We start from the raw sequence: 20,410 nt of genomic DNA on the forward strand, positions 1-20,410 counted from the left end.
GTAGCCTGCGGTCACACCGACGATCATGTTGCTGATCAGGGTGCGGGTCAGGCCGTGCAGCGAGCGGTTCTGACGCTCGTCGTTCGGACGAACGACCTCGAGCTCACCGGACTCCGCCTTGGTGACGGTGATCGGCTCGGCGACCACGTGCGACAGGGTGCCCTTGGGACCCTTCACCGCAACGTTCTGGCCGTCGATGGTCACCTCGACACCGGCGGGAACCGGGACCGGCTTCTTACCGATACGCGACATTAGTTCCTACCTCCCTTACCAGACGTAGGCGAGGACTTCCCCGCCTACACTCTGCTGCTTGGCCTGACGGTCCGTGAGCAGACCAGTGGACGTGGAGATGATCGCCACGCCGAGGCCGCCGAGCACCTTGGGCAGGTTGGTGGACTTCGCGTATACGCGCAGGCCCGGCTTCGAAACGCGACGCACGCCCTGCAGGCTGCGCTCACGGCTCGGGCCGTACTTGAGGTCGACGACGATCGCCTTGCCGACGGTCGCATCTTCGATGCGGTAGTCGGCGATGTAGCCCTCACGCTTGAGGATCTCGGCGATGTTCACCTTGATCTTCGAGTGGGGGGCCTTCACCTGGTCGTGGTACGCCGAGTTGGCGTTGCGCAGACGGGTCAAGAAGTCTGCGATGGGGTCAGTCATGGTCATGTGTTTGACCGCATACCTTTCTCGCCGCGGTTCCCATTCAGCACCGTTCTAAAGGAGCGGTCGTGGGCCTACAACGAAGTAGGGGTTCATGCCCTTCGGTTACCCGACGGGCAGTTCTTGCCGGGGCCCCGGCCTCAGTTGAAAACCGAAGCCCCGGAAGTCTTTTGGTGCTTACCAGGAGGACTTGTGCACGCCCGGGAGTTCGCCGCGGTGGGCCATCTCACGCAGGCAGATACGGCACAGGCCGAACTTGCGGTAAACCGCGTGCGGACGGCCGCAACGCTGGCAGCGGGTGTAGGCGCGCACCGCGAACTTCGGCTTGGCGTTGGCCTTGTTGACGAGGGCTTTCTTAGCCATGTACTCAGTTCTCCTTGAACGGGAAGCCGAGGTGCTTGAGCAGTGCGCGACCCTCTTCGTTATTGGTCGCGGTCGTCACCACGGTGATGTCCATACCACGCGGACGGTCGATACGGTCCACGTCGATCTCGTGGAACATCGACTGCTCGCTGAGGCCGAACGTGTAGTTGCCGTTCCCGTCGAACTGCTTCGGCGAGAGGCCGCGGAAGTCGCGGATACGGGGAAGCGCGATGGAGATCAGGCGATCCAGGAACTCCCACATGCGGTCGCCACGAAGGGTGACCTTCGCGCCGATCGGCATGCCCTCACGCAGCTTGAACTGCGCGATGGACTTCGTGGCCTTCCGGATTTCCGGCTTCTGGCCCGTGATCAGGGTCAGGTCCGCGACGGCGCCGTTGATCAGCTTCGCGTCACGGGCGGCGTCGCCGACACCCATGTTCACGACGACCTTGACGACGCCCGGGATCTGCATCACGTTGGCGTAGTTGAACTCGCTGTTGAGCGCGTCCTTGATCTCGGCGCGGTAGCGCGCCTTGAGGCGCGGCTGCACCTTGTTCTCAGTAGAAGTCATCTCAGATGTCCTTCCCGTTGCGACGGGAGATACGAACCCGCTTGCCGTTGTCATCGGTACGGAAGCCGACGCGGGTGGGCTTGCCATCCGAGTCCACAACCATCACGTTGGAGGCCTGGATCGGCGCTTCCTGGGTCACGATGCCGCCGGAGCTGGCGCCACGCTCGTTCGCGGAGTTCGCGACATGCTTCTTGATCCGGTTCACGCCTTCGACGAGGACCTTGCCGGTTGCCGGGTAGGCCTGAATGACCTTGCCCTTGGCGCCCTTGTCCTTGCCCGAAACGACGATCACGGTGTCGCCCTTGTGCACCTTCATGGCTAGAGCACCTCCGGAGCCAGCGAAACGATCTTCATGAACTTCTTCTCGCGCAGCTCACGGCCGACCGGGCCGAAGATGCGGGTGCCGCGCGGATCGTGATCCGGCTTGATCAGCACCGCGGCGTTCTCGTCGAAACGGATGTAGGAACCATCCGGACGGCGACGCTCCTTGGTGGTGCGAACGACGACGGCCTTGACGACCTCGCCCTTCTTGACGTTGCCACCGGGGATGGCGTCCTTCACGGTAGCGACGATGATGTCGCCGATACCGGCATAGCGACGCGACGAACCACCGAGAACGCGGATGCAAAGGATTTCCTTGGCACCAGTGTTGTCGGCGACGCGCAGTCGCGACTCTTGCTGAATCACTTCAGCTCCTCCTAGACCTGGACGAAATGCACGCCGGATTGCCGACCCGACGGGCATGGTCATGTAGCCATCCGAAACGCGCGCCTGCCTGCGGTTTTGGATGATCGGAAACGATCAACCCCAGGGGGTTCGCGGCCGGATTGCGGGCATAGCTCCCGCGGGCAACCGGTCAAGTGTAGCTAAACCGCAGGTGGGGCCCAAACCGGGGCTGTATTTTCTGCCTCCGCTTCGCTCCGGCGGGGTCGCGGCCCTGTCACCCGGTTCTTCCCTCCCTCCGCTCCTCCGCTTCGCTCCCCCGCTCCACTCAGTCCAGAACCGGGCGGGCCACGACCTTGGAGTGGTGTGGCTTCAGGTGTTGCTCAGGCAGGTCTACTAGCGTCTTGCGCGCAACGTCCGAGCAATCGCCCGATTATCCGATAGAGGAGATTCGCGTTGACCTCCGAGCGCCCCTTCGCTCTCGATCGCCGTAAGTTCCTGATCGCGCTGGGGGTGTTGCCCGCCACCGCGCCGCTGCCCGGCTGTTCGAAGTCGGAAACCTCGAATTCGGTGTCCTCCACCCCGCTGACCGGCCCGGATATGGCCGGTTCGGATGCGGCGATCCGGCCGCAGGACGATCTGTATCGATTTATGAACGGGACCTGGTTGCGGGAGTATCAGCTACCGCCGGACAAGGTGCGGTTCGGCACCTTCGACGAGGTCGAGGACCGGGTCGAACAGCAGCTGCGGGAAATCATCGAGGGCATTCACAATCCGAAGTCCGGAACCGATGCGCAGAAGATTCGCGATCTCTACGACGCACGGCTCGATGACACCGATGTCGAGAAGCTCGGTATGACACCGCTGGACGATCTGTTCGCGAAGATCGATGCGGCGGCGACCAAGGCCGATCTGGCACACGTGATGGGTTCGCTACCCGGGGTGGGGCTGATCGGTCTCGGGGTGAGCGTGGATCCCAAGAACTCCACTGCCTATCTGCCCGAGGTGGATCAGGCGGGGACCGGGCTGGACCAGCAGTACTACCTGAAGCCCGAGAATGCCGACAAGCTCGCCGCCTACCGCAAATATATGGAGCAGATCGCGGCCGGCGCGGGGTTCGCCGATCCGGCGGCGCTGGCCGATCGGGTGGTGGAGTTGGAGGGCCGCATTGCCGCAGCGCAGTGGGACAACGTGCGACTGCGCGATACCGATGCCTCCTATAATCCGCGCAGCTGGGCCGAATTGACCGCGCTCGCACCGGAATTCGATTGGGATCCGTGGCTGGCGGGCAGTACCGACCGGCCGAAGGAGCTGTTCGCGAACGTCAATGTCGGGCAGCCGTCGTTCGTGACCGCCGCCGGCCAGCTGTGGCAGCAGGTGGATATCGCCGCCTGGCGTGAGTATCTGAAGCTCGGGCTGGTTCGCGCCTTCGCGACGTATCTGCCCAAGGCCGTTGCGGATCCGAATTTCGATTTCTTCGGCAAGGTGCTGGGCGGGATGCAGCAGCGGCCGGAGAAGTGGAAGTCCGCGGTGGCGACGGTGAGCTCGAATCTGGGTGATCCGCTCGGAAAGCTGTACGTGGACAAGCATTTTCCGCCCGAGGCCAAGAAGCAGGCGCTGGCCATGGTGGACGATCTGCGGGCCGCGTACAAGGACAACTTCACCAATTCGACGTGGATGTCGCCGCCGACCCGGGCCGCGGCCATCGCCAAGCTGGAGAAGATCAACGCCAAGATCGGGTACCCGGACAAGTGGGAGGACTACTCGTCGGTCACCATCACCCGCGGCAAATTGCTCGAATCCCTGCGCGCGGTCGACGCATACGGCTCGAAGCGCATGTTCGGGCGGCTGGGGACGCCTGTGGATAAATCCGAATGGGGCATGTCGCCGCAGACGGTGAACGCCTCCTACGACGCCAGCGGTAACGAGATCACCTTCCCGGCCGCCTTCCTGCAGCCGCCGTTCTTCGACAAGGATGCGCAGCCGGCCGTGAATTACGGTGCGGGCGGAGCGGTTATCGGGCACGAGATAGGGCACGGCTTCGACGATCAGGGCGCCAAATACGATGGGGACGGAAACCTGCACGACTGGTGGACGCCGGAGGACAAGGCGGCGTTCGAGGCCAAGACCAAGGCGCTCATCGCGCAGTACAACGCGCTGGTGCCGGAGGGGCTGCCCGCCGACAAGCATGTGAACGGTGAGCTGACCGTCGGTGAGAACCTGGCCGATCTGCGCGGACTGGAGATTTCGCTGTCCGCCTACCGATTGCTCGAAAAGCGCGGCGGCACAGATACTCCCGATTTCAAACCGATGTTCGAGTCGTGGGGGCGGACCTGGCGCACCAAGCAGACCCAGGAATCGACGGAGCAGCAGATCGCCGGTGATCCGCACTCCCCCGCGGAGTTCCGGTGCAATCAGGTGGTGCGCAATCTCTCCGATTTCTACACCACCTACGGGGTGCAGGAGAGCGATAAGGAGTTCCTGCCGCCGGATCAGCGCGTAACTCTCTAGCCGGGAACAACTCTCGGACTGTCCTGGGAAACGCCGGTAGCCTCGAGCGGGGGCCGGCGCGCAGTGCTCGTGCGCATGATCGGTGCGGGTCTGACCGCACCAACGGAGAGGGGAACACGTGACGTCGGGTCAGGTCCGGTTCGATCGACGAGCATTCCTGGTCGCGCTGGGGCTGGCGCCCGCCGCGGTCGCGCTCGTGTCATGCAGTAGCGATCCGGCGAACAAGACCGCGAGCGCGCCGCTCACCGGTCCAGACATGTCCGGCTCTGATGCGGCGGTGCGGCCGCAGGACGATCTCTATCGGTTCGTCAACGGTAAGTGGCTGCAGGACTATCAGCTGCCGCCCGACAAGGTCTCCTTCGGCACCTTCAACGAGGTGAATGATCGGGTGCAGCAGCAGCTGCGCGAGATCATCGACGGCATCAAGGATCCCGAGGCCGGCTCGGAGGCAGAGCAGATTCGAGATCTGTACGACGCGCGGGTCGATCTGGATCAGATCGAGAAGCTCGGCATGACACCGCTGGCCGATCTGTTCGACCAGATCGACAAGGCGCCGGGCAAACCGGAACTGGCCAAGGTGATGGGCGGGCTGCCGATCGGCGGGCTCATCAGGGTCGGCATCACCATCGACCGCAAGAATTCGACGGCGTATGTGCCGTCGGTCAGCCAGTCCGGTATCGGGTTGCCGGAGCAGTACTACCGCAAACCGGAGTTCGCGGCGAAGATCGCCGGATACCGCACATATCTGGAAAAGGTCTCGGCTGCCGCGGGTTTCCCCGATCCGGCCGGAATGGCCGGGCGGGTGCTGGATCTGGAGACCAGGATCGCCGCGGGCTTCTGGGACAGCGTCAAGATGCGCAACTCCGATGTCACGTACAACAAAATGGCGTGGAGCGAGATGGTCGCGCTCGCACCGCAATTCGATTGGGATCCGTGGCTGGCGGGCTCCACCGAACGACCGAAGTCGTTGTTCGACACCGTGATCGTCGCCCAGCCGTCGTATCTGACCCATGCCGGAGAGCTCTGGCACGATGTGGATCTCGGTATCTGGCGCGAGTATTTGAAGCTGTACCTGGTCCGCACGTATGCGCTGTATCTGCCGCAGGCCATTGTCGATGTGAACTTCGACTTCTTCGGCCGGGTGATGCAGGGGCAGGAGAAGCGGCGGCAGCTGTGGGAGTACGGGGTCGCCATCGTCGATGGAAGTCTCGGCGAGCAGCTCGGAAAACTGTACGTAGCCAAGCATTTTCCGCCCGAGGCCAAGAAGCAGGCGCTCGCCATGGTGGACGACCTGCGGGCCGCATACAAGGACAATTTCACCAATTCGACGTGGATGTCACAGCCGACCCGCGATCTCGCCATAGCCAAGCTCGCGAAGATGGGCGTCAAGATCGGCTACCCGGACAAGTGGGACGACTACTCCGGACTGAAGATCACGCGCGGCAAACTCATCGAATCATTGCGCGCCGTCGGCGCTTTCGATAACAAGCGGGCGTTCGACCGGCTGGGCACACCGGTCGACAAGTCGGAGTGGGGCATGACTCCGCAGACGGTCAATGCCTCGTATACGCCTGTCAACAATGAGATCTCGTTCCCCGCCGCCTTCCTGCAGCCGCCGTTCTTCGACCTCGCGGCCGAAGCCGCGGTGAATTACGGTGCGGGCGGCGCGGTTATCGGGCACGAGATCGGGCACGGCTTCGACGATCAGGGTTCCAAGTACGACGCCGATGGCAATTTGCGGGATTGGTGGCCGCCGGCGGACCGGACGGCCTTCGAAGCCCGCACCCGGAAGCTGGTCGGCCAGTACAACGCGCTGGTGCCCGCCGGACTGACCACCGATCAGCATGTGAACGGCGAACTGACCCTCGGTGAGAATGTGGCCGACAATCGTGGACTGCAGATGGCCTTGGCCGCCTATCGCATTGCCCAGCAGCGCAACAAGATCGACAAGGTGGACTACACACCCATGTTCGAGGCGTGGGGCCGCAATTGGCGGGAGAAGTCCACCAAGGAGGCCTCCGAGAACCGGCTGGAGGACGTGCACTCCCCCGGCGAGTGCCGGGCCAATCAGGTGGTTCGCAATCAGGCGGAGTACTACGCCGCCTTCGGTGTGAAAGAGGGCGACAAGCTCTTCCTCCCGGAGGACCAGCGCGTCACCTTCTGACGGCGATCGAAAACGATTGCGGCTCAGGCCGGGTCGGCGAAATGCTGTTCCACCAGCTGCGCCGGCGCTGCCAACCGCCATGAATCCACCACAATGGCCTCCAGTTCCGCGAGGTCGTCGAGGGCGTGCAGCCGTACCCGCACCCACGCGCTGTATGCCTCGTGCCCGGCCACCCAGAACTTGTCCGGCTCGGCGAGCACCAGCTCGTCCCGATCGGCCATCGGGCACCGCACCGCCATCGACGTCTCCGCCTCCGGCAAGGTCAGGAACAATTTCCCCGCCACCCGGAAGGTCGGCATTCCCCACTCGAACAGCTCCCGCACCTGCGGCAGCGCAAGCACCGCCGTGCGAACCTCGTCCCCGCTCACCGTCATGCCCGCGATCTTCCCAGCCGAGTACGACACCGGCCACGGCCGACCGCTGCGACGCTGTTGCCGGTTCGATCCCGGATGGGGTTGCCTATCGCAATCCTGGTCAATTAGGTTAGGGTTGCATAAGTACGTGTTCAGGGATGTGAGCAATGGAGCGTTTGGTGCCGGAGAGTCTGTCCACCGTCGAGCGTCTTCGACTGGTGGACGAATGGGCCAACGGAGTCGAGCTGTACGACGTGCCGTCGGTCGAGAGCCTGATCGAATGCGGGCGCCGCGTCCCGATATTGCGGACGGCCGTGCGATACGGCGGGCACATCCTCACCTATGCCGAACTCTTCGACCGCCTGGACGGCGGCAGCATCGGCTCCGCCGGACCCTCGCTGGACGGATTGGCCCGGTTGCTCTGCGAGATCGCCGCCGCCGCGAACAATGATTCCACCCTCATGCTCGGCGATTCGGGCATCGGCCTGACGGCCGATGCGCTGGCCGCCGCCGCGGACGATCGCCGCGCCGTGGTCGCCGCGCACCGCGAATGCCGAGTCGATCGCGCCTTCGGCTCCGCCGACGTCCGCCTGTTCGCCACCCGCTGGGATTGCGCCGACGCTGCGGTCGAACTGCTCGCCGCGCTCGCCGACGGTGCCACCCTGGTGCTGGCCACCGAGGCGCAGCGCCAGGCGCCCGCGGCGCTGGCCGAACTCATCGCCACCTGCGCGGCGACCCATGTGGTGGCCGATGCGCGGACGCTGGCCACCCTGTCGGATCTGCCCGCGCCCGCGCTGCCGACGGTGCGGCGCTGGGATGTCACCGGAACCGACTGCCCGGTAATACTTTCCGGTCTGCTTCGCGCCGTCGCCGCGGGTTCGGTGGCCGGATTCGCCTACACCGCACCCGAATACGCCGGTGTCGCCGCCCGCGGGCCGCTCGACGGCTCGGGCCGGGTCCGGCCCATTCCCGGCGCTCGGGTGCTGGTGCTGGACTCGGCGCTGCGACCGGTCGCGCCGGGCATGTCCGGCGAGGTCTACCTCGGCGGCGCGGCGCTGGCGGCCGAATCCGCCACCGGATTCGTGGCCGACCCGTTCGTCCCCGGCGGCCGCCTGACCCGCACCGGAGCCCGCGGCGGCTGGACCGCTGACGGCTGGCTCGTCTTCGATATGGCCGAAACTATCGATGCGACAGTTGTTTCCGTCGTGGCCGATCGGATCACTCCGGTCACGGACGACGAAGTCGACTACGCGGCCTGAACTTTGCGCGAATAAAGAACGGAAGATATCGATCTGCTCGCTAGGCGTGATCTAGCGGGATACTGTGGAAACCACTGAATGGCTGCCGAGCGCGACGACGCGAATCGGGATGCCTTCGCTCTCGGTCTCACCGCACGGATAACCATACGGTGACACCCCTCTCAACGCCGCTGGAGTCGTGCGCGCCGGACCACCGTCCGGCCGAGCCGCAGCGAACGCATCGGCCGGCGCGACGATCATCAGCGCTCCCACCCCGGGGCGTGCTGTCGAAGCTCCCTGCCCGGCTTTCCTACTCCGGACTCAGTGCCGGAGCAGGTGAGCCGGGCAGGTCCACTGCGGCACAAGCGCTTTCGATCTTCCTCAGGCCACAGCCGCCAGTATCGGCGCCCGCCATACCAGGCGCCGACGGTTGTTGTGTTCCTGGAAGGAGCGGCTATGAGCGCGAAAATTCCAACGCCTGGCCCGGCATCTCTCGAATTCGAACTCCAGAAGTTCGATCCCGATCGGCTTCACATCGCGATGGTGGTGCCACCCTATTTCGATATTCCACCGAAGGCATACGGCGGTGTCGAGGCGGTGGTCGCCGATCTGGTCGACGCACTGGCGGATCGCGGACACCAGGTCACGCTGCTGGGCGCCGGCGAGAACGGGACCAAGGGCCGATTCGTCCCACTGTGGGATCGGATTCAGGCCGACCGACTCGGTGACCCCTTCCCGGAAGTACTGCACGCCCTGAAGGTTCGGCGGGCGCTGGAGCGGCTGGCGGTGACCGACGGCCTCGATCTGGTGCACGACCACACCTTCGCCGGACCACTGAATATGCCGGTATATCGCGAACTCGGCCTGCCGACCGTGGTGACCGTGCACGGACCTGTGAACGGCGACCCTTACGACTACTACAGCGAACTCGGCGAGGACACGCATCTGGTGGCCATCAGCGACCGGCAGCGTGAGCTGGCTCCGGATCTGAATTGGATTGGCCGCGTACACAATGCGTTACGTGTTGACGATTGGCCCTATCAGCCGGAGAAGGAGGACTACGCTCTCTTCCTGGGTCGGTTCACCGAGGACAAAGCGCCGCATCTGGCGTTGGAGGCGGCGCATGCCGCCGATATCCCGCTGGTGCTTGCGGGCAAATGCGCCGAACCGCCCGAATTGAGGTATTTCGACAGTGCGGTAAAGCCATTGCTCACCGAACGCGATCACATGTTCGGAATGGCCGATGCCGCCGCCAAACGCACACTGCTCGCCGGAGCGCGCGCTCTGCTGTTCCCGGTGCGCTGGGAGGAACCGTTCGGCATGGTGATGATCGAGGCAATGGTCTGCGGTACTCCCGTGGTGGCATTGCGCGGCGGCGCTGTCGCCGAGGTGATCATCGACGGTGTCACCGGTCGCATCTGCGACGATCCTTCCGAACTCGCCACGGCCATCAAGGAAGTGCAGACCTACGATCCGCTGGCCATGCGCAATCACGTGATCACGCATTTCGGCGCCGACACTCTCGGGCGCGGCTATGAGGAGATGTACCGCCGCGTGGTCCAGATCGGCAGATCCCGTCGTATCGGCCGCAACAGCGCTGCGCACGCCTGGCCGGCGAACGCGGCCCACCAGCCCCTGCCCGCGCCGACCCGCGCCGCAGGCACCGGACCCGGGCGTACCTCGGGCGCGAAGGCGGGCCGTTCCGTCGGGACGACCCCGGCCCGCCCGACGGGTCCGGCTCCCAGCTGGATGTCCACTGCCACCTGCCTTCCCACGATCCCGGTCGCCGAGGCGGTAGTCGATGTCAATCACAGAACGGGCCGCGGGTCGGCCGGCCACCCAACAGGTTCCGCGCCCTTCGATGAGTCCGGCATTATGCCGGATGCGGGCGCTCGGGAGGAAGGCTCTGAATGACTGATGAGGTTCCGGTCGCGCTGAACAGCGGCGAGGCGTCGGCTCTGGGTGGGCTCGGTGGCTCGGTAACGCTGGTGGCGGGCAGTACCTTCTGTCTGTCGGATCGGCACGGAGATGTGGAGCCCGGCACCGCGCACGGGTTGTTCTACCGGGATGCGCGGGTGGTGTCCCGATGGGAACTGCGCTTGGACGGGCAGCGGCCGGAGCCGCTGTCGGTCTGGGGTCCGGAGGCGTTCACCGCCCGGTTCATACTGCGCCGGCCCCCGCGGGCCGGCGCAGCAGACAGCACCGTTCTGATCGTCCGCGAGCGCCTTATCGCGGACGGGCTGCGGGAAACGATCACGGTGGAGAACCTGGGGCGGGAGGCCACCGCTGTCGACCTGCAATTGCATATCGACGCGGATTTCGTGGATCTGTTCGCGGTCAAGGAGGGCCGCACCGCCAGCGCCCGCGCCGAGATCCTGGTCACGGACGTGGAGTTACTACTGAACGACCGGTCGGATCGGGCGCGTGGGCTGTCGGTCTCGTCGTCGGAAACCCCTGTGGTGCTGCCGGGTTCGCTGTCCTGGCGAGCAGTGGTGCCCGCCGGGGGCACCTGGCAGACCGAGGTCTTCGCGCAGCCGACCCTCGGCAGTCAGTCCATCCACTCATCGGTGCGCCCCGGTGAGCAATACGAATTCAGCGAGCCCAGCCGCAAGATCGCCGCGTGGCGCGATACCGCCGCCAATATCACCGCCACCGATCCGCAGCTCGCCCAGGTGCTGGTGCGCACCGAAAGTGATCTGGGCGCCTTGCAGATTCACGACGAGAGTCGCGGCGGCCGGCCGTTCGTGGCCGCCGGGGCGCCCTGGTTCATGACCCTGTTCGGTCGTGATTCGCTGCTCACCGCATGGATGGCGCTGCCGCTGGATGTGGGCCTGGCGGTGGGCACCATGCAGCAGCTGGCCGAGATGCAGGGCCAGCGGCTGGATCCGATGACCGAGGAGGAGCCCGGCCGCATCATGCACGAGATGCGGCGCGGCCCGGCCAGCGGACAGGTGCTGGGCGGTGAGACGTACTACGGAACCGTGGACGCCACACCGCTTTTTGTCATGCTGCTGGCGCAGGCCCGGCGCTGGGGCGCGGATCGGGACGCGGTGCAGGCGCTGCTGCCCGCCGCCGACGCCGCGCTCGCCTGGATCGCCGATTACGGCGACCGCGACGGTGACGGTTTTGTGGAGTACCGCCGGGCCACCGATCGTGGTCTCATCAATCAGGGCTGGAAGGACAGTTTCGACGGCATCAACGACGCCGCAGGACATCTTCCGGAGACTCCCATCGCACTGTGCGAGGTGCAGGGCTACGCGTACGCGGCCCTGCAGGCCCGCGCCGACCTGGCCGAGGAGTTCGGCGACCCCACCACGGCCGGGCACCTGCGCGACAGCGCCGCGGAATTGCGCACCAAGTTCGCCGAGGCCTTCTGGATTCCCGAAAAGGGTTGGTTCGCCGTCGCTTTGGACGGCAAGAAGCGCCGCCTGGACGCGCTCACCAGCAATATCGGCCACTGCCTGTGGTCGGGCATCGTCTCCGACGAGCACGCCACCGAGGTGATCGGCAAACTGGCGGCGGAGGATATGGACAGCGGATTCGGGTTGCGCACCCTGTCTTCCAATATGGCCGCCTTCAATCCGATGAGCTACCACAATGGTTCGATCTGGCCGCACGACACCGCCATTGCCGTCGCCGGGCTGCTGCGCTACCGCCATCTTCCCGGCGCCATCGAGCTGGCCACCCGGCTCAGCGACGGACTGCTCGACGCGGCGGAAGCGTTCGGCGGTCGCCTGCCCGAATTGTTCTGCGGCTTCCCGCGTTCCAAGTTCGCCGCACCCGTCCCCTATCCGACCTCTTGCTCACCGCAGGCCTGGGCCAGCGCGGCGCCCCTGCTGCTGGTCCGCTCCTTCCTCGGGTTGGACCCGGATGTCCCGCGCCGCACGCTCACCGTGCTGCCGCATCTGCCCGCGCGCTGGGGCCGGGTCGAGGTCACCGATCTGCGATTGGGCGGCACGCTGATCGACCTGGTCGTGGAAGGCGACCGCGTCACGACCGCCAACCTCCCTGAGGACTGGAAGCTGATCACGCACTGACGGATACGACGGCACCAGCGGATTCCCCAGGGGTCCGCCGGTGCCGTCGTCCGGTCAACTCTCGGCGGCGGCGCGATAGCCGCAGACGGCGAGGACGCCGAAGACGGCGGCCAGGCCCGCGGACCAGGCCACGGTCTGCAGGAGCGGGGTCGCGATCGGGCCGCCCAGAATGAAGCCGCGCATGGCCTCGATGGCGCAGCTCATGGGCTGGGCGCGGACTATCGGCGCAATGGCGTCCGGGTAGTTGTCCAGCGGGACGAAGCCCGAATTGAAGAACATGGCGACAAGCACCACGATGGCGGCGAGTTGCACCACCTTGTCACCGATTCGGCTGACGCCGACCAGGATTACCGCCGGGGTGAACCCGGCGATGACGATGACCGGCACCGCCAGGACTCCGAAGAAACCGGGCCAGCCCTGCTGGAAGCGCAGGCCGAGCAGCATGCCGATGGCTACGACGACGAGGGTGACAACAGCGGCGCGCACACATTCGGCGAGCAGGCGGCCGAGCATGCTCGCGGAACGGTGAATGGGCAGCACCCAGAAGCGGCGCAGCAGTCCGCTCTGCCGTTCGCCGTAGAGCGACAGGCCGGTGCCCATCGCGCCGTACATGGCGCCGGCGATGGCGATCATGGGCACAAATCCGTAGATGGGGTCGACACCGGAGGAGACGCCCAGGGACCGCTTCAGCACGAGATCGAACATGAGCAGCAGTAGGACCGGCAGCATCAGCGTGCTGGTCATGACCTCCTGCTGCCGGGTCCAGCGGCGCAGCAGCCGGCCGGCTTCGATGAGCAATTGGCTCAGCAGGGATCCGGATCCGGCCGGAATCTGTGCTGTCACCGTGGTTTCCGCACTCATGCGCGCCGTCCTTCGGCTCGTATCGCCAGTACCGCACCCACGATCAGCAGGCCGCCGATCCACAGTGCGGCGACCCAGAGCTCCGACGGGTACCGGCCGTCGGCCAGGCCGCGCAGTGCGGCGGTCACCTGGGAGACCGGTTGATTGCGCACCCAGCCCTGGATCCAGCCCGGGAAGCCTTCGGCGGGAACGAATCCCGTGGAGGTCATCACCAGCAGCAATTGCGGGACGAAAAGCACCGTGGCACCGAGTTCCGGATTGCGGGTGGCCGTGCCGAGCGCGTCCGCGCCGATGACCACCGCGGTGCCGAAGCCCAGTGCCACCAAAACGAACACCAATGCTGTTGCGGTGTCGTGGAATCGGAAGCCGAAGGCGATGCCCACGACCAGCGCGCTGATCAGGGCGGCGCAGCCGCGCACCAGATTCGCGGACATGCGGGCCGCCACCGGTACCCAGGGATGCACCGGCAGGGAGCGCAATCGGGTGGCCATACCGCCCGTCTGCTCCCGTCCGGCACGGTCGCCGGCGAACATGGCGGTGAAGAACATGGCGTACACGGCGGTCAACGGAAGCAAATACTGCGCGAAGTCGATTCCGGCCGCCAGCATGGACTTTCGCAGCGGAATGTAGAAGCAGATGTAGATGACCACCGGCGCGGCCAGCGCCAGCACCACATCACCTTCGCGGAAGGCGGCGCGAATACCGCGCTCGCTCAGGGCGGTCCACTGCATCCCGGCTGGAATACGCATGATCGGAGCCTGATTCATGCTCGCGACTCCACTGCGGCGGGCTTGGTCAGTTCGATGAAGACCTCGTCGAGCGAGGGGCGGCGCAGCGCGATATCGATCAATTCGATACCGCTGCCGGTGATTCGGTGCAGTGCCTCGGTCAGGGTGGCGGCGCCGTCCGGAGCGGGCAGCGCCACCCGGTCCGCGGAATCGGGGACGGTGACCTCACCCAATCCGGCCAGTGCGGTGACCAGGCGCGGCACGTCGGCGGCGTCGACGGGCACCACCTCGCAGTAGCTCGATCCGGAGCGGGCCTTGAGTTGATCGGCGGTGCCCTCGGCGATGACGGTGCCCTTGTCGACGACAATGATGTTGTCGCTCAGCGCATCCGCCTCCTCCAGGTACTGCGTGGTGAGCAGTACTGTGACACCCTGCTGCTTGAGTTCGCGCACCAGCGACCAGAGGCTCTGCCGGCTGACCGGGTCCAGCCCGGTGGTCGGCTCGTCGAGGAAGACCACCCGCGGCGGGCGCACCAGACCGCAGGCGATGTCGATACGGCGGCGCATACCACCGGAGTACTGGCCGACCCGGCGGTCCGCGGCCTCGGTGAGCGCGAACTGTTCGAGCAGTTCGTCGGCGCGCACCTTCGCCTGCTTGCGGTGCAGGCCGAGCAGCCGCCCGAACAGCACCAGATTCTCGCGGCCGGTCAGCACCTCGTCGAGGGCGGCGTACTGGCCGGTCAGCATGATGGAGGCGCGGACCTCGGTGGGCTGGCGGACCACGTCGTATCCGGCCACCAGCGCGCGGCCGGCATCCGGCCGCACCAGGGTGGACAGCACCGAGACCGTGGTGGTCTTCCCCGCGCCATTGGGCCCGAGCACCCCCAGCACCGTGCCCGCGGGCACGGTGAAACTGATGCCCCGCAAGGCCTTCACCGTCCCGAACGACTTTTCCACGGACTCGACGACGATTGCGTCATCCGGTTCCGGCACCGTGTTCTCCGTCCTCATATTCTTCGAGTTCCCCCTGCTCCATTGGCATGTCGGATGGTGGTCTAGCCGAGCAGCGACACCACTTCGTCCAGTGACGCGCCGCCGAGAATGGCGGTGACGGGCAGATCGCGCTGCAGATCGGCCTCGATGCGCTTGCGCAGATCCAGCGCCTGCAGGGAGTCCAGGCCGAGCGCCACCAGCGGCATGGAGCCGTCGATGGGTTCGGTGGCGTCCATGCCCATGACAAAGCGCAGGGCATCGCGAACGTGCCCGGAAATGTCCTGGGCGGCGGGCGCGACCACCGGTGCGGCCGCTGCGGGTTCCGGCGTCTCGGGTGTCGGCACGACCGCTGCGCGCATGGGCTCGTCCGGCAGTTCGGCGAACAGCGGATCCTGGCCGAAGAGCGCGAAAATCGCACGCAGCTTGGACCATTCGGCGGCAACCACAATGCTGTTGCCCGGTGCGGAGAAGCCTGCGGTAATGGCTGCCACCGGTTCCATGGGCAGCAGACCGGTGCCGCTGATCCGGGCCAGCGCGTCGGTATTGTCCGCGCCGACCGCGCGCCACAGACCCCACTGCACGGAGGTGACGCCGATACCGTCGCGGCGGTATCCGGTGGCGGCGGCATCGAGCATGCGATTCACCGCGGCGTAGACCGCGTGCCCGCGCCCGCCGATGGTGGCCGAGAGCGAGGAGCACAGCACTACCCGGGCGTCGGGCGCGAGCGGGAGTTCGCGGATCAGGCGGTCCAGGGCGATCACCTTGGATTCGGCTGCGGCCTGCACTGTTTCGGGACTGAGTTCGGCGGCCGCGGCGTTGTAGTCGACCGCGGCGTGCACCACCAGGCTCACGGGCGTATCGAGGAAGGCCGCGCCGAGGGCGCGGACCGCATTGCCATCGGTCACATCGCACGTGCGGATGTCGATGGCCGCACCGAGTCCGGACAGCTCACGTACCCGCTGGACGGCGGCCGGGGAACCGCCGGAGCGACTGATCAGGGTGATGCGACGGGCTCCGGACCGGGCGAAATCGGCGGCGCAGTCGAGGCCGAGTTTGCCGGTGCCGCCGATGATGACGACCTCGGCCAGCTCCGCCGCGGTCAGCGGGCAGTCGCCGGGGGTCTCGTCGAGGACCAGGCGCTTGGCGTACCAGCCACCCGCGCGGGCGGCCAGTTCGGGTTCACCGGCGGTGTGGATCGCGCCGAGCACCGCCTTGGCGGCGTCTGGAAGCGACTGTCCCGCTTCCAGATCCAGATGCCGGAAGCCCACGCCCGGGTATTCCGGTGCGAGGCAGCGGAATCCGGCCTGTGCGGCGGCGTGTGCGACGTCCGGGGTCTCGGTGTCGAGCACCCGTTCACCTCCGATGGTCACCAGCCAGACGTCGCGGACGCCGCCGAGTTCCGGCAGCCAGCGGCGATCGCCGACAAAATCCGCCGATTCCCGTACCGCCGTGGTGATTTCGCCGTCGGCGGGGCGGGGCAGCAGGATGACCGCGGTCTCGTAGGCCGCGCCGCTGTCGGCTCCGACCAGCGCCGCGCCGTGCCGGGTCGCGGACTGCTCGATGGCTCCGGCGAGGTCAGCGCAGCGACCGGTGTGGTCGATGACGGCCAGGGTGCGCGGCGGCACCAGCTTGCGCCGTTCCAGCCGCACCCAGCGTTCGGCCAGCCGCTGCGGCGGCACGGTGCCGTCCGCCGTACCGGATTGTGCTGCAGTAACGGCGAGTTCGGCCGCCTCGGGAAGATCGCCCCGGTAGCGGAACGGCGCCCACAGCTGCTTGGGATTGGTCTGGGTGTTCGGGAAGTCCAGCAGCGGCAGCCGCACGATGTCACTGGTGTTGTCGCGCAGCGACTCCCACGGGAATCCGGTATCCAGCACCGCGACCTGGGCCAGGTTCTTGGTGAATTCGCTCAGGTCGACGGCGGTGCGGCGGGAGGTGCCGATGGTCCGGAAGTCCTGCTGCGCACCGACACCGGACAGCGTCTCCTGCAGGGCGAGCATGAGTGCGGGATGGTCGGCGATCTCCAGGAAGATGTCGATGTCGCGCGCCGCCGCCTCGGCGACGGCGAGATCGAAGCGCACCCGATTGCGCAGATTCCAGTACCAGTACTCGCTGACCGGCAGGTCCGGAGTGACGGCGGTACCGAGAGTCGCACCGAGGCAATCGATATCGGTGGGTGCGAAAACGGGCGAGTCGAGGGTATCTCGCAGGGTGCCCTCGAGCTCCCCCCGGAACTTGCTGACGAAGGAGGTGTGCGCCGGGTAGGCGACGCGAATCTCCTTGGCGAACTTGCCCTGTGCGGTGAGCGTCGCGACCAGGTCGGCCACCGCCCCGCGCTCACCGGAGATGGCCAGCACATGTGCGGAGTTGACCACGGCCAGTTCGGCCCAGCCGGAATTGCGGGCCAGCAGCGCCTCGCATTCGTCGCGGTCCACGCCGACCACGGCCATGGCCCACTGCCCGGCCCAATCATTGTCGCGTTCCAGCGATCCGACCAGATTCGCGCGCAGGGTGACAACCCGAATGCCATCGGCGAGTGAGATGATGCCGGAGACCACGGCGGCGGCGATCTCGCCCTGGCTGTGGCCGATGGTCACGGCGGGTTCGACACCGGCCGCACGCCACATGGCCGCGAGTCCGAGCATCTGCATGAACAGTGCGGGCTGGACGACTTCCACCTCGTCGCCCAGTTGCCCGGTCTCGTCCAGTAGATAACCGAGCGGCGAAATGCCGTGCAGCTCCCGGAATTTCACATCGCACCCGTCGACCGCGGCGCGGAATACCGGCGAATGGCGGTAGTAGAGCAGGCCCATGCCGGGTCGCTGACTGCCCTGACCCGGGAAGACATAGCCGATGCGGCGGGCGGTGGCGGCGCGGTCACCGGCCACCACGGCCTGATGCGGGCGGCCGTCCGCGACGGCGTGCAGCGCGTCGAGCAGCAGATCCCGGCCGGTGACCATGATCAGCGCACGCTGCCGGCGTGGGGCGCGGGTGCGGAACAGCATGTCCGCCACCGCATCCGGCGTGACGTTCGGCCGTTCCTCCAGGTAGGCGACCAGGGCGACGGCCTCGCGGCGCAGCGAATCGGGGGTGTCGGAGGACAGCAGGATCGGGGTGCTGCCGTCGGGAAGTCGATAGTCAGGCATGGGTTCCTTCTTTCAACACAGCCTCTTCCGACACGGGCATGGCGAGTACGGCGTGCGCATTGGTGCCGCTGACGCCGAAGGACGACACCGCGGCGTAGCGAACCCCGTCGCGCGGCTCCCAGTCGGTCAGCTTCGCAGCCAGGCGCAGGCTCCCGGCGTCCCAGTCGACGCGGGTGGTGGGGTTGTCCGCGTGGCGGGTGGGCGCGATCTGCCCGTGCAGACCGCTGAGCAGGACCTTGATCAGGCCGAGCATGCCGGCGGCGGCCTGCGCGTGACCCAGATTGGATTTGACCGAGCCGAGCAGCGGGCCGGTGCCGTCCGCGCGGGCAGCGCCGTAAACCTCTTGCAGCGCGGTCAATTCCAGCGGATCGCCGACGGCGGTTCCGGTGCCGTGGCCCTCGATCATGTCGACGAGCCCGGGCTCGATGCCCGCAGCGGCCACGGTCGCACGGACCAGGCGTTCCTGTGCGGCGACGCTGGGGACCGCGATGGGCGCGCCCTTGCCGTTGTGGTTGATGCGGGAGCCGAGCAGGCTGGCGTAGATTCGGTGCCCCAGCGCGCGGGCGCGCGATTCCCGTTCCAGCACAACAACTCCGACGCCTTCACCCCAGAGGGTGCCGAGCGCGTTGTCGGAGTACGGCTTGCACTGACCGTCTGCGGCCAGGGCATTGTTCTTGGAGAACTCGAAAAACGCTCCGGGAGAACCCATGACGCAGGCCGCGCCCGCGAGCGCCCACTCGCAATCGCCATTGCGAATGGCCGAGGCGGCCAGGTGCACCGCTGCCAGTGAGGAGGCGCAGGCCACGTCCACCACCACCGAGGGTCCGCCCAGACCCAGGCAGTTGGAGATACGCCCGGCCACCGCACCCAGTGCCGAACCTGCGGCCCGATAACCGCTGTGCTCGTTGACCTCCGCGCCGTGCGGACCGTATTCGGTGGGCGAAGCGCCCATGTAGCAGCCGATATCGTCGCCGTCACCGAGCGCGGCGGGATTGATGCCCGCATTCTCCAGCGCGCGCCAGGCCACCCGCAGCGCCACGCGCTGCTGCGGATCCATGGCGACCGCTTCACGCGGGGTGATGCCGAAGAACAGCGGATCGAAATCGGCGGCCCCGTCCAGGAATCCGCCCGAGTCCCGCACCTCGCCCCAGCCCTCGATCGCCCCCAGATTCAGCAGGCGATCCAGCGGCCAGCCGCGATCACGCGGGAAAGGCCCGAGCAGATCCCGGGATTCGGCCAGCGCCGTCCAGTACTGCCCGAGGGTTTCGATGCCGCCGGGCGCCTCGACGGCCATACCGGTGATGACAATGGGGTCGTTGTCGATCGTGCTCATCGCGCCACCGGCTCCCGGATCGGTTCGGCGAACAGGGTTTCCGCAATGGCGGCGACATGGTCGTGCAAATAGAAGTGGCCGCCGTCGAACATGGTGACCTGCAGTTCGTGCGGGGTGTGCTGCTGCCAGCCGTACAGGTCGCCGATGGAGACGAATTCGTCGTCGCTGCCGCCCATGGCGTGCAGCGGGGTGTCGAGGGTGACGTCCTTCGCGCAGGTGTAGGCGTCGAAGGCGGCGTAGTCGGCCTTGAGCGCGGGCAGCGCCATGCGCATGAGCTCGCGATTGGCCAGCACATCGGCACCGGTGCCCTGCAGGCCGCCGACGTGGTCGAGCAGCTGCTCGTCCTCGGTCGGATGCGGCGGCATATCGACCACGCGCCACGGTGCGACCGCACCGGATACCGCGAGCAGCCGCACCGGGATTCCGGCAGCCTCTGCGAGACGCACGAATTCGAAGGCCACCACCGAACCCATGCTGTGGCCGTACACCGTGACGGGTTCGCCCCGGTTCATCGGTGAGCGGGTGAACTCCTCGAACGCGCCGAGTGCGATCTCCGGCACCGAACCCAGCGCTCCTTCGCGCGCGCGGTCCTGGCGGCCCGGGTACTGGAAGACGGCGACGTCGAAATGCTCGCTCAGCGGCTTCGAGAACGGGCGGTAGGTGGAGGCCCCGCCGCCGGCGTGCGGGCAGATCACCAGCGGCGGATTACCGGCCACCTGCGGGCGATGGAATTTCCGAATCCATCCGAGGGTGTTGCTCATAGTCTTTGCTCCTGTTTCTGCGCACACGGACT

At 66.7% G+C, this 20,410-nt stretch carries 17 protein-coding genes and 1 pseudogene; 5 read left to right on the forward strand and 13 right to left on the reverse strand.

Going from position 1 to position 20,410, the window contains the following annotated elements; genetic code table 11:
• The 6 genes from JWN03_RS31595 to rplN form a co-directional block, all read right to left on the reverse strand.
• Nucleotides 1-252 (reverse strand): 50S ribosomal protein L6 (locus tag JWN03_RS31595; protein WP_297622639.1); only part of this gene is annotated, 252 nt, incomplete at its 3' end.
• 15 nt (nt 253-267) lie between these two features.
• A complete protein-coding gene (gene rpsH / locus JWN03_RS31600) occupies nt 268-666 on the reverse strand; it encodes a 30S ribosomal protein S8 (RefSeq protein ID WP_297622641.1) in 399 nt (132 codons plus the stop codon).
• A gap of 171 nt (nt 667-837) precedes the next feature.
• Nucleotides 838-1,023, reverse strand: coding sequence for a type Z 30S ribosomal protein S14 (locus JWN03_RS31605; protein WP_067695781.1), 186 nt, complete (start codon nt 1,021-1,023; stop codon nt 838-840).
• 4 nt (nt 1,024-1,027) lie between these two features.
• The gene (gene rplE, locus JWN03_RS31610) at nt 1,028-1,594 is read right to left on the reverse strand and encodes a 50S ribosomal protein L5 (protein ID WP_153808456.1); all 567 of its coding nucleotides are present in this window, start codon (nt 1,592-1,594) and stop codon (nt 1,028-1,030) included.
• A 1-nt stretch (nt 1,595) separates the two neighbouring features.
• Nucleotides 1,596-1,910 carry a 50S ribosomal protein L24 gene (gene rplX / locus JWN03_RS31615; RefSeq protein WP_297622646.1) on the reverse strand — a complete coding sequence of 105 codons (315 nt, stop codon included), beginning with the start codon at nt 1,908-1,910 and terminating at the stop codon, nt 1,596-1,598.
• 2 nt (nt 1,911-1,912) lie between these two features.
• Nucleotides 1,913-2,281 carry a 50S ribosomal protein L14 gene (rplN, locus tag JWN03_RS31620; RefSeq protein ID WP_297622674.1) on the reverse strand — a complete coding sequence of 123 codons (369 nt, stop codon included), beginning with the start codon at nt 2,279-2,281 and terminating at the stop codon, nt 1,913-1,915.
• A 432-nt stretch (nt 2,282-2,713) separates the two neighbouring features.
• Between rplN and JWN03_RS31625 the strand changes: the two genes are divergently transcribed.
• Both JWN03_RS31625 and JWN03_RS31630 read left to right on the forward strand, forming a co-directional pair.
• Entirely contained in the window at nt 2,714-4,768 is a 2,055-nt protein-coding gene (locus JWN03_RS31625; RefSeq protein WP_297622648.1) for a M13 family metallopeptidase, read from the forward strand.
• A 118-nt stretch (nt 4,769-4,886) separates the two neighbouring features.
• Nucleotides 4,887-6,932, forward strand: a complete 2,046-nt coding sequence (locus JWN03_RS31630; RefSeq protein WP_297622650.1) for a M13 family metallopeptidase — start codon at nt 4,887-4,889, stop codon at nt 6,930-6,932.
• Between the two features lie 23 nt (nt 6,933-6,955).
• On the opposite strand, the gene JWN03_RS31635 is transcribed toward JWN03_RS31630, so the two are convergent.
• Entirely contained in the window at nt 6,956-7,306 is a 351-nt protein-coding gene (locus tag JWN03_RS31635; RefSeq protein WP_297622652.1) for an MmcQ/YjbR family DNA-binding protein, read from the reverse strand.
• A gap of 146 nt (nt 7,307-7,452) precedes the next feature.
• Between JWN03_RS31635 and JWN03_RS31640 the strand changes: the two genes are divergently transcribed.
• From JWN03_RS31640 to JWN03_RS31650, 3 genes and pseudogenes are all read left to right on the forward strand, one after another.
• Nucleotides 7,453-8,544 (forward strand): AMP-binding protein, encoded by a 1,092-nt coding sequence (locus JWN03_RS31640; RefSeq protein WP_297622653.1) that lies wholly within the window; start codon nt 7,453-7,455, stop codon nt 8,542-8,544.
• A 519-nt stretch (nt 8,545-9,063) separates the two neighbouring features.
• Nucleotides 9,064-10,086: pseudogene (locus tag JWN03_RS31645) on the forward strand (glycosyltransferase family 4 protein); the annotation flags it as partial.
• Nucleotides 10,087-10,433: 347 nt separating this feature from the next.
• Nucleotides 10,434-12,560, forward strand: coding sequence for an amylo-alpha-1,6-glucosidase (locus JWN03_RS31650; protein ID WP_297622655.1), 2,127 nt, complete (start codon nt 10,434-10,436; stop codon nt 12,558-12,560).
• Between the two features lie 54 nt (nt 12,561-12,614).
• Here JWN03_RS31650 and JWN03_RS31655 read toward each other — a convergent pair whose 3' ends face one another.
• From JWN03_RS31655 to JWN03_RS31680, 6 genes are all read right to left on the reverse strand, one after another.
• Nucleotides 12,615-13,421: an ABC transporter permease gene (locus JWN03_RS31655; RefSeq protein WP_297622658.1), complete on the reverse strand. Its 807-nt coding sequence runs from the start codon at nt 13,419-13,421 to the stop codon at nt 12,615-12,617.
• A complete protein-coding gene (locus JWN03_RS31660; RefSeq protein ID WP_297622660.1) occupies nt 13,418-14,188 on the reverse strand; it encodes an ABC transporter permease in 771 nt (256 codons plus the stop codon). Before JWN03_RS31660 ends, JWN03_RS31655 begins: the two co-directional genes overlap by 4 nt.
• Complete coding sequence (locus tag JWN03_RS31665; protein WP_297622662.1) at nt 14,185-15,141, reverse strand: ATP-binding cassette domain-containing protein; 957 nt, start codon at nt 15,139-15,141, stop codon at nt 14,185-14,187. The genes JWN03_RS31660 and JWN03_RS31665 overlap by 4 nt, the downstream gene beginning before the upstream one ends.
• 62 nt (nt 15,142-15,203) lie before the next feature.
• Nucleotides 15,204-18,284 (reverse strand): nocobactin polyketide synthase NbtC, encoded by a 3,081-nt coding sequence (gene nbtC / locus JWN03_RS31670; protein WP_297622664.1) that lies wholly within the window; start codon nt 18,282-18,284, stop codon nt 15,204-15,206.
• Entirely contained in the window at nt 18,277-19,617 is a 1,341-nt protein-coding gene (locus JWN03_RS31675) for a polyketide synthase (protein ID WP_297622665.1), read from the reverse strand. The genes nbtC and JWN03_RS31675 overlap by 8 nt, the downstream gene beginning before the upstream one ends.
• Nucleotides 19,614-20,378: a thioesterase II family protein gene (locus JWN03_RS31680; protein ID WP_297622667.1), complete on the reverse strand. Its 765-nt coding sequence runs from the start codon at nt 20,376-20,378 to the stop codon at nt 19,614-19,616. Before JWN03_RS31680 ends, JWN03_RS31675 begins: the two co-directional genes overlap by 4 nt.
• Nucleotides 20,379-20,410: the final 32 nt, after the last annotated feature.

The sequence above is a fragment of the Nocardia sp. genome (assembly GCF_025465275.1).
Lineage (GTDB): Bacteria > Actinomycetota > Actinomycetes > Mycobacteriales > Mycobacteriaceae > Nocardia.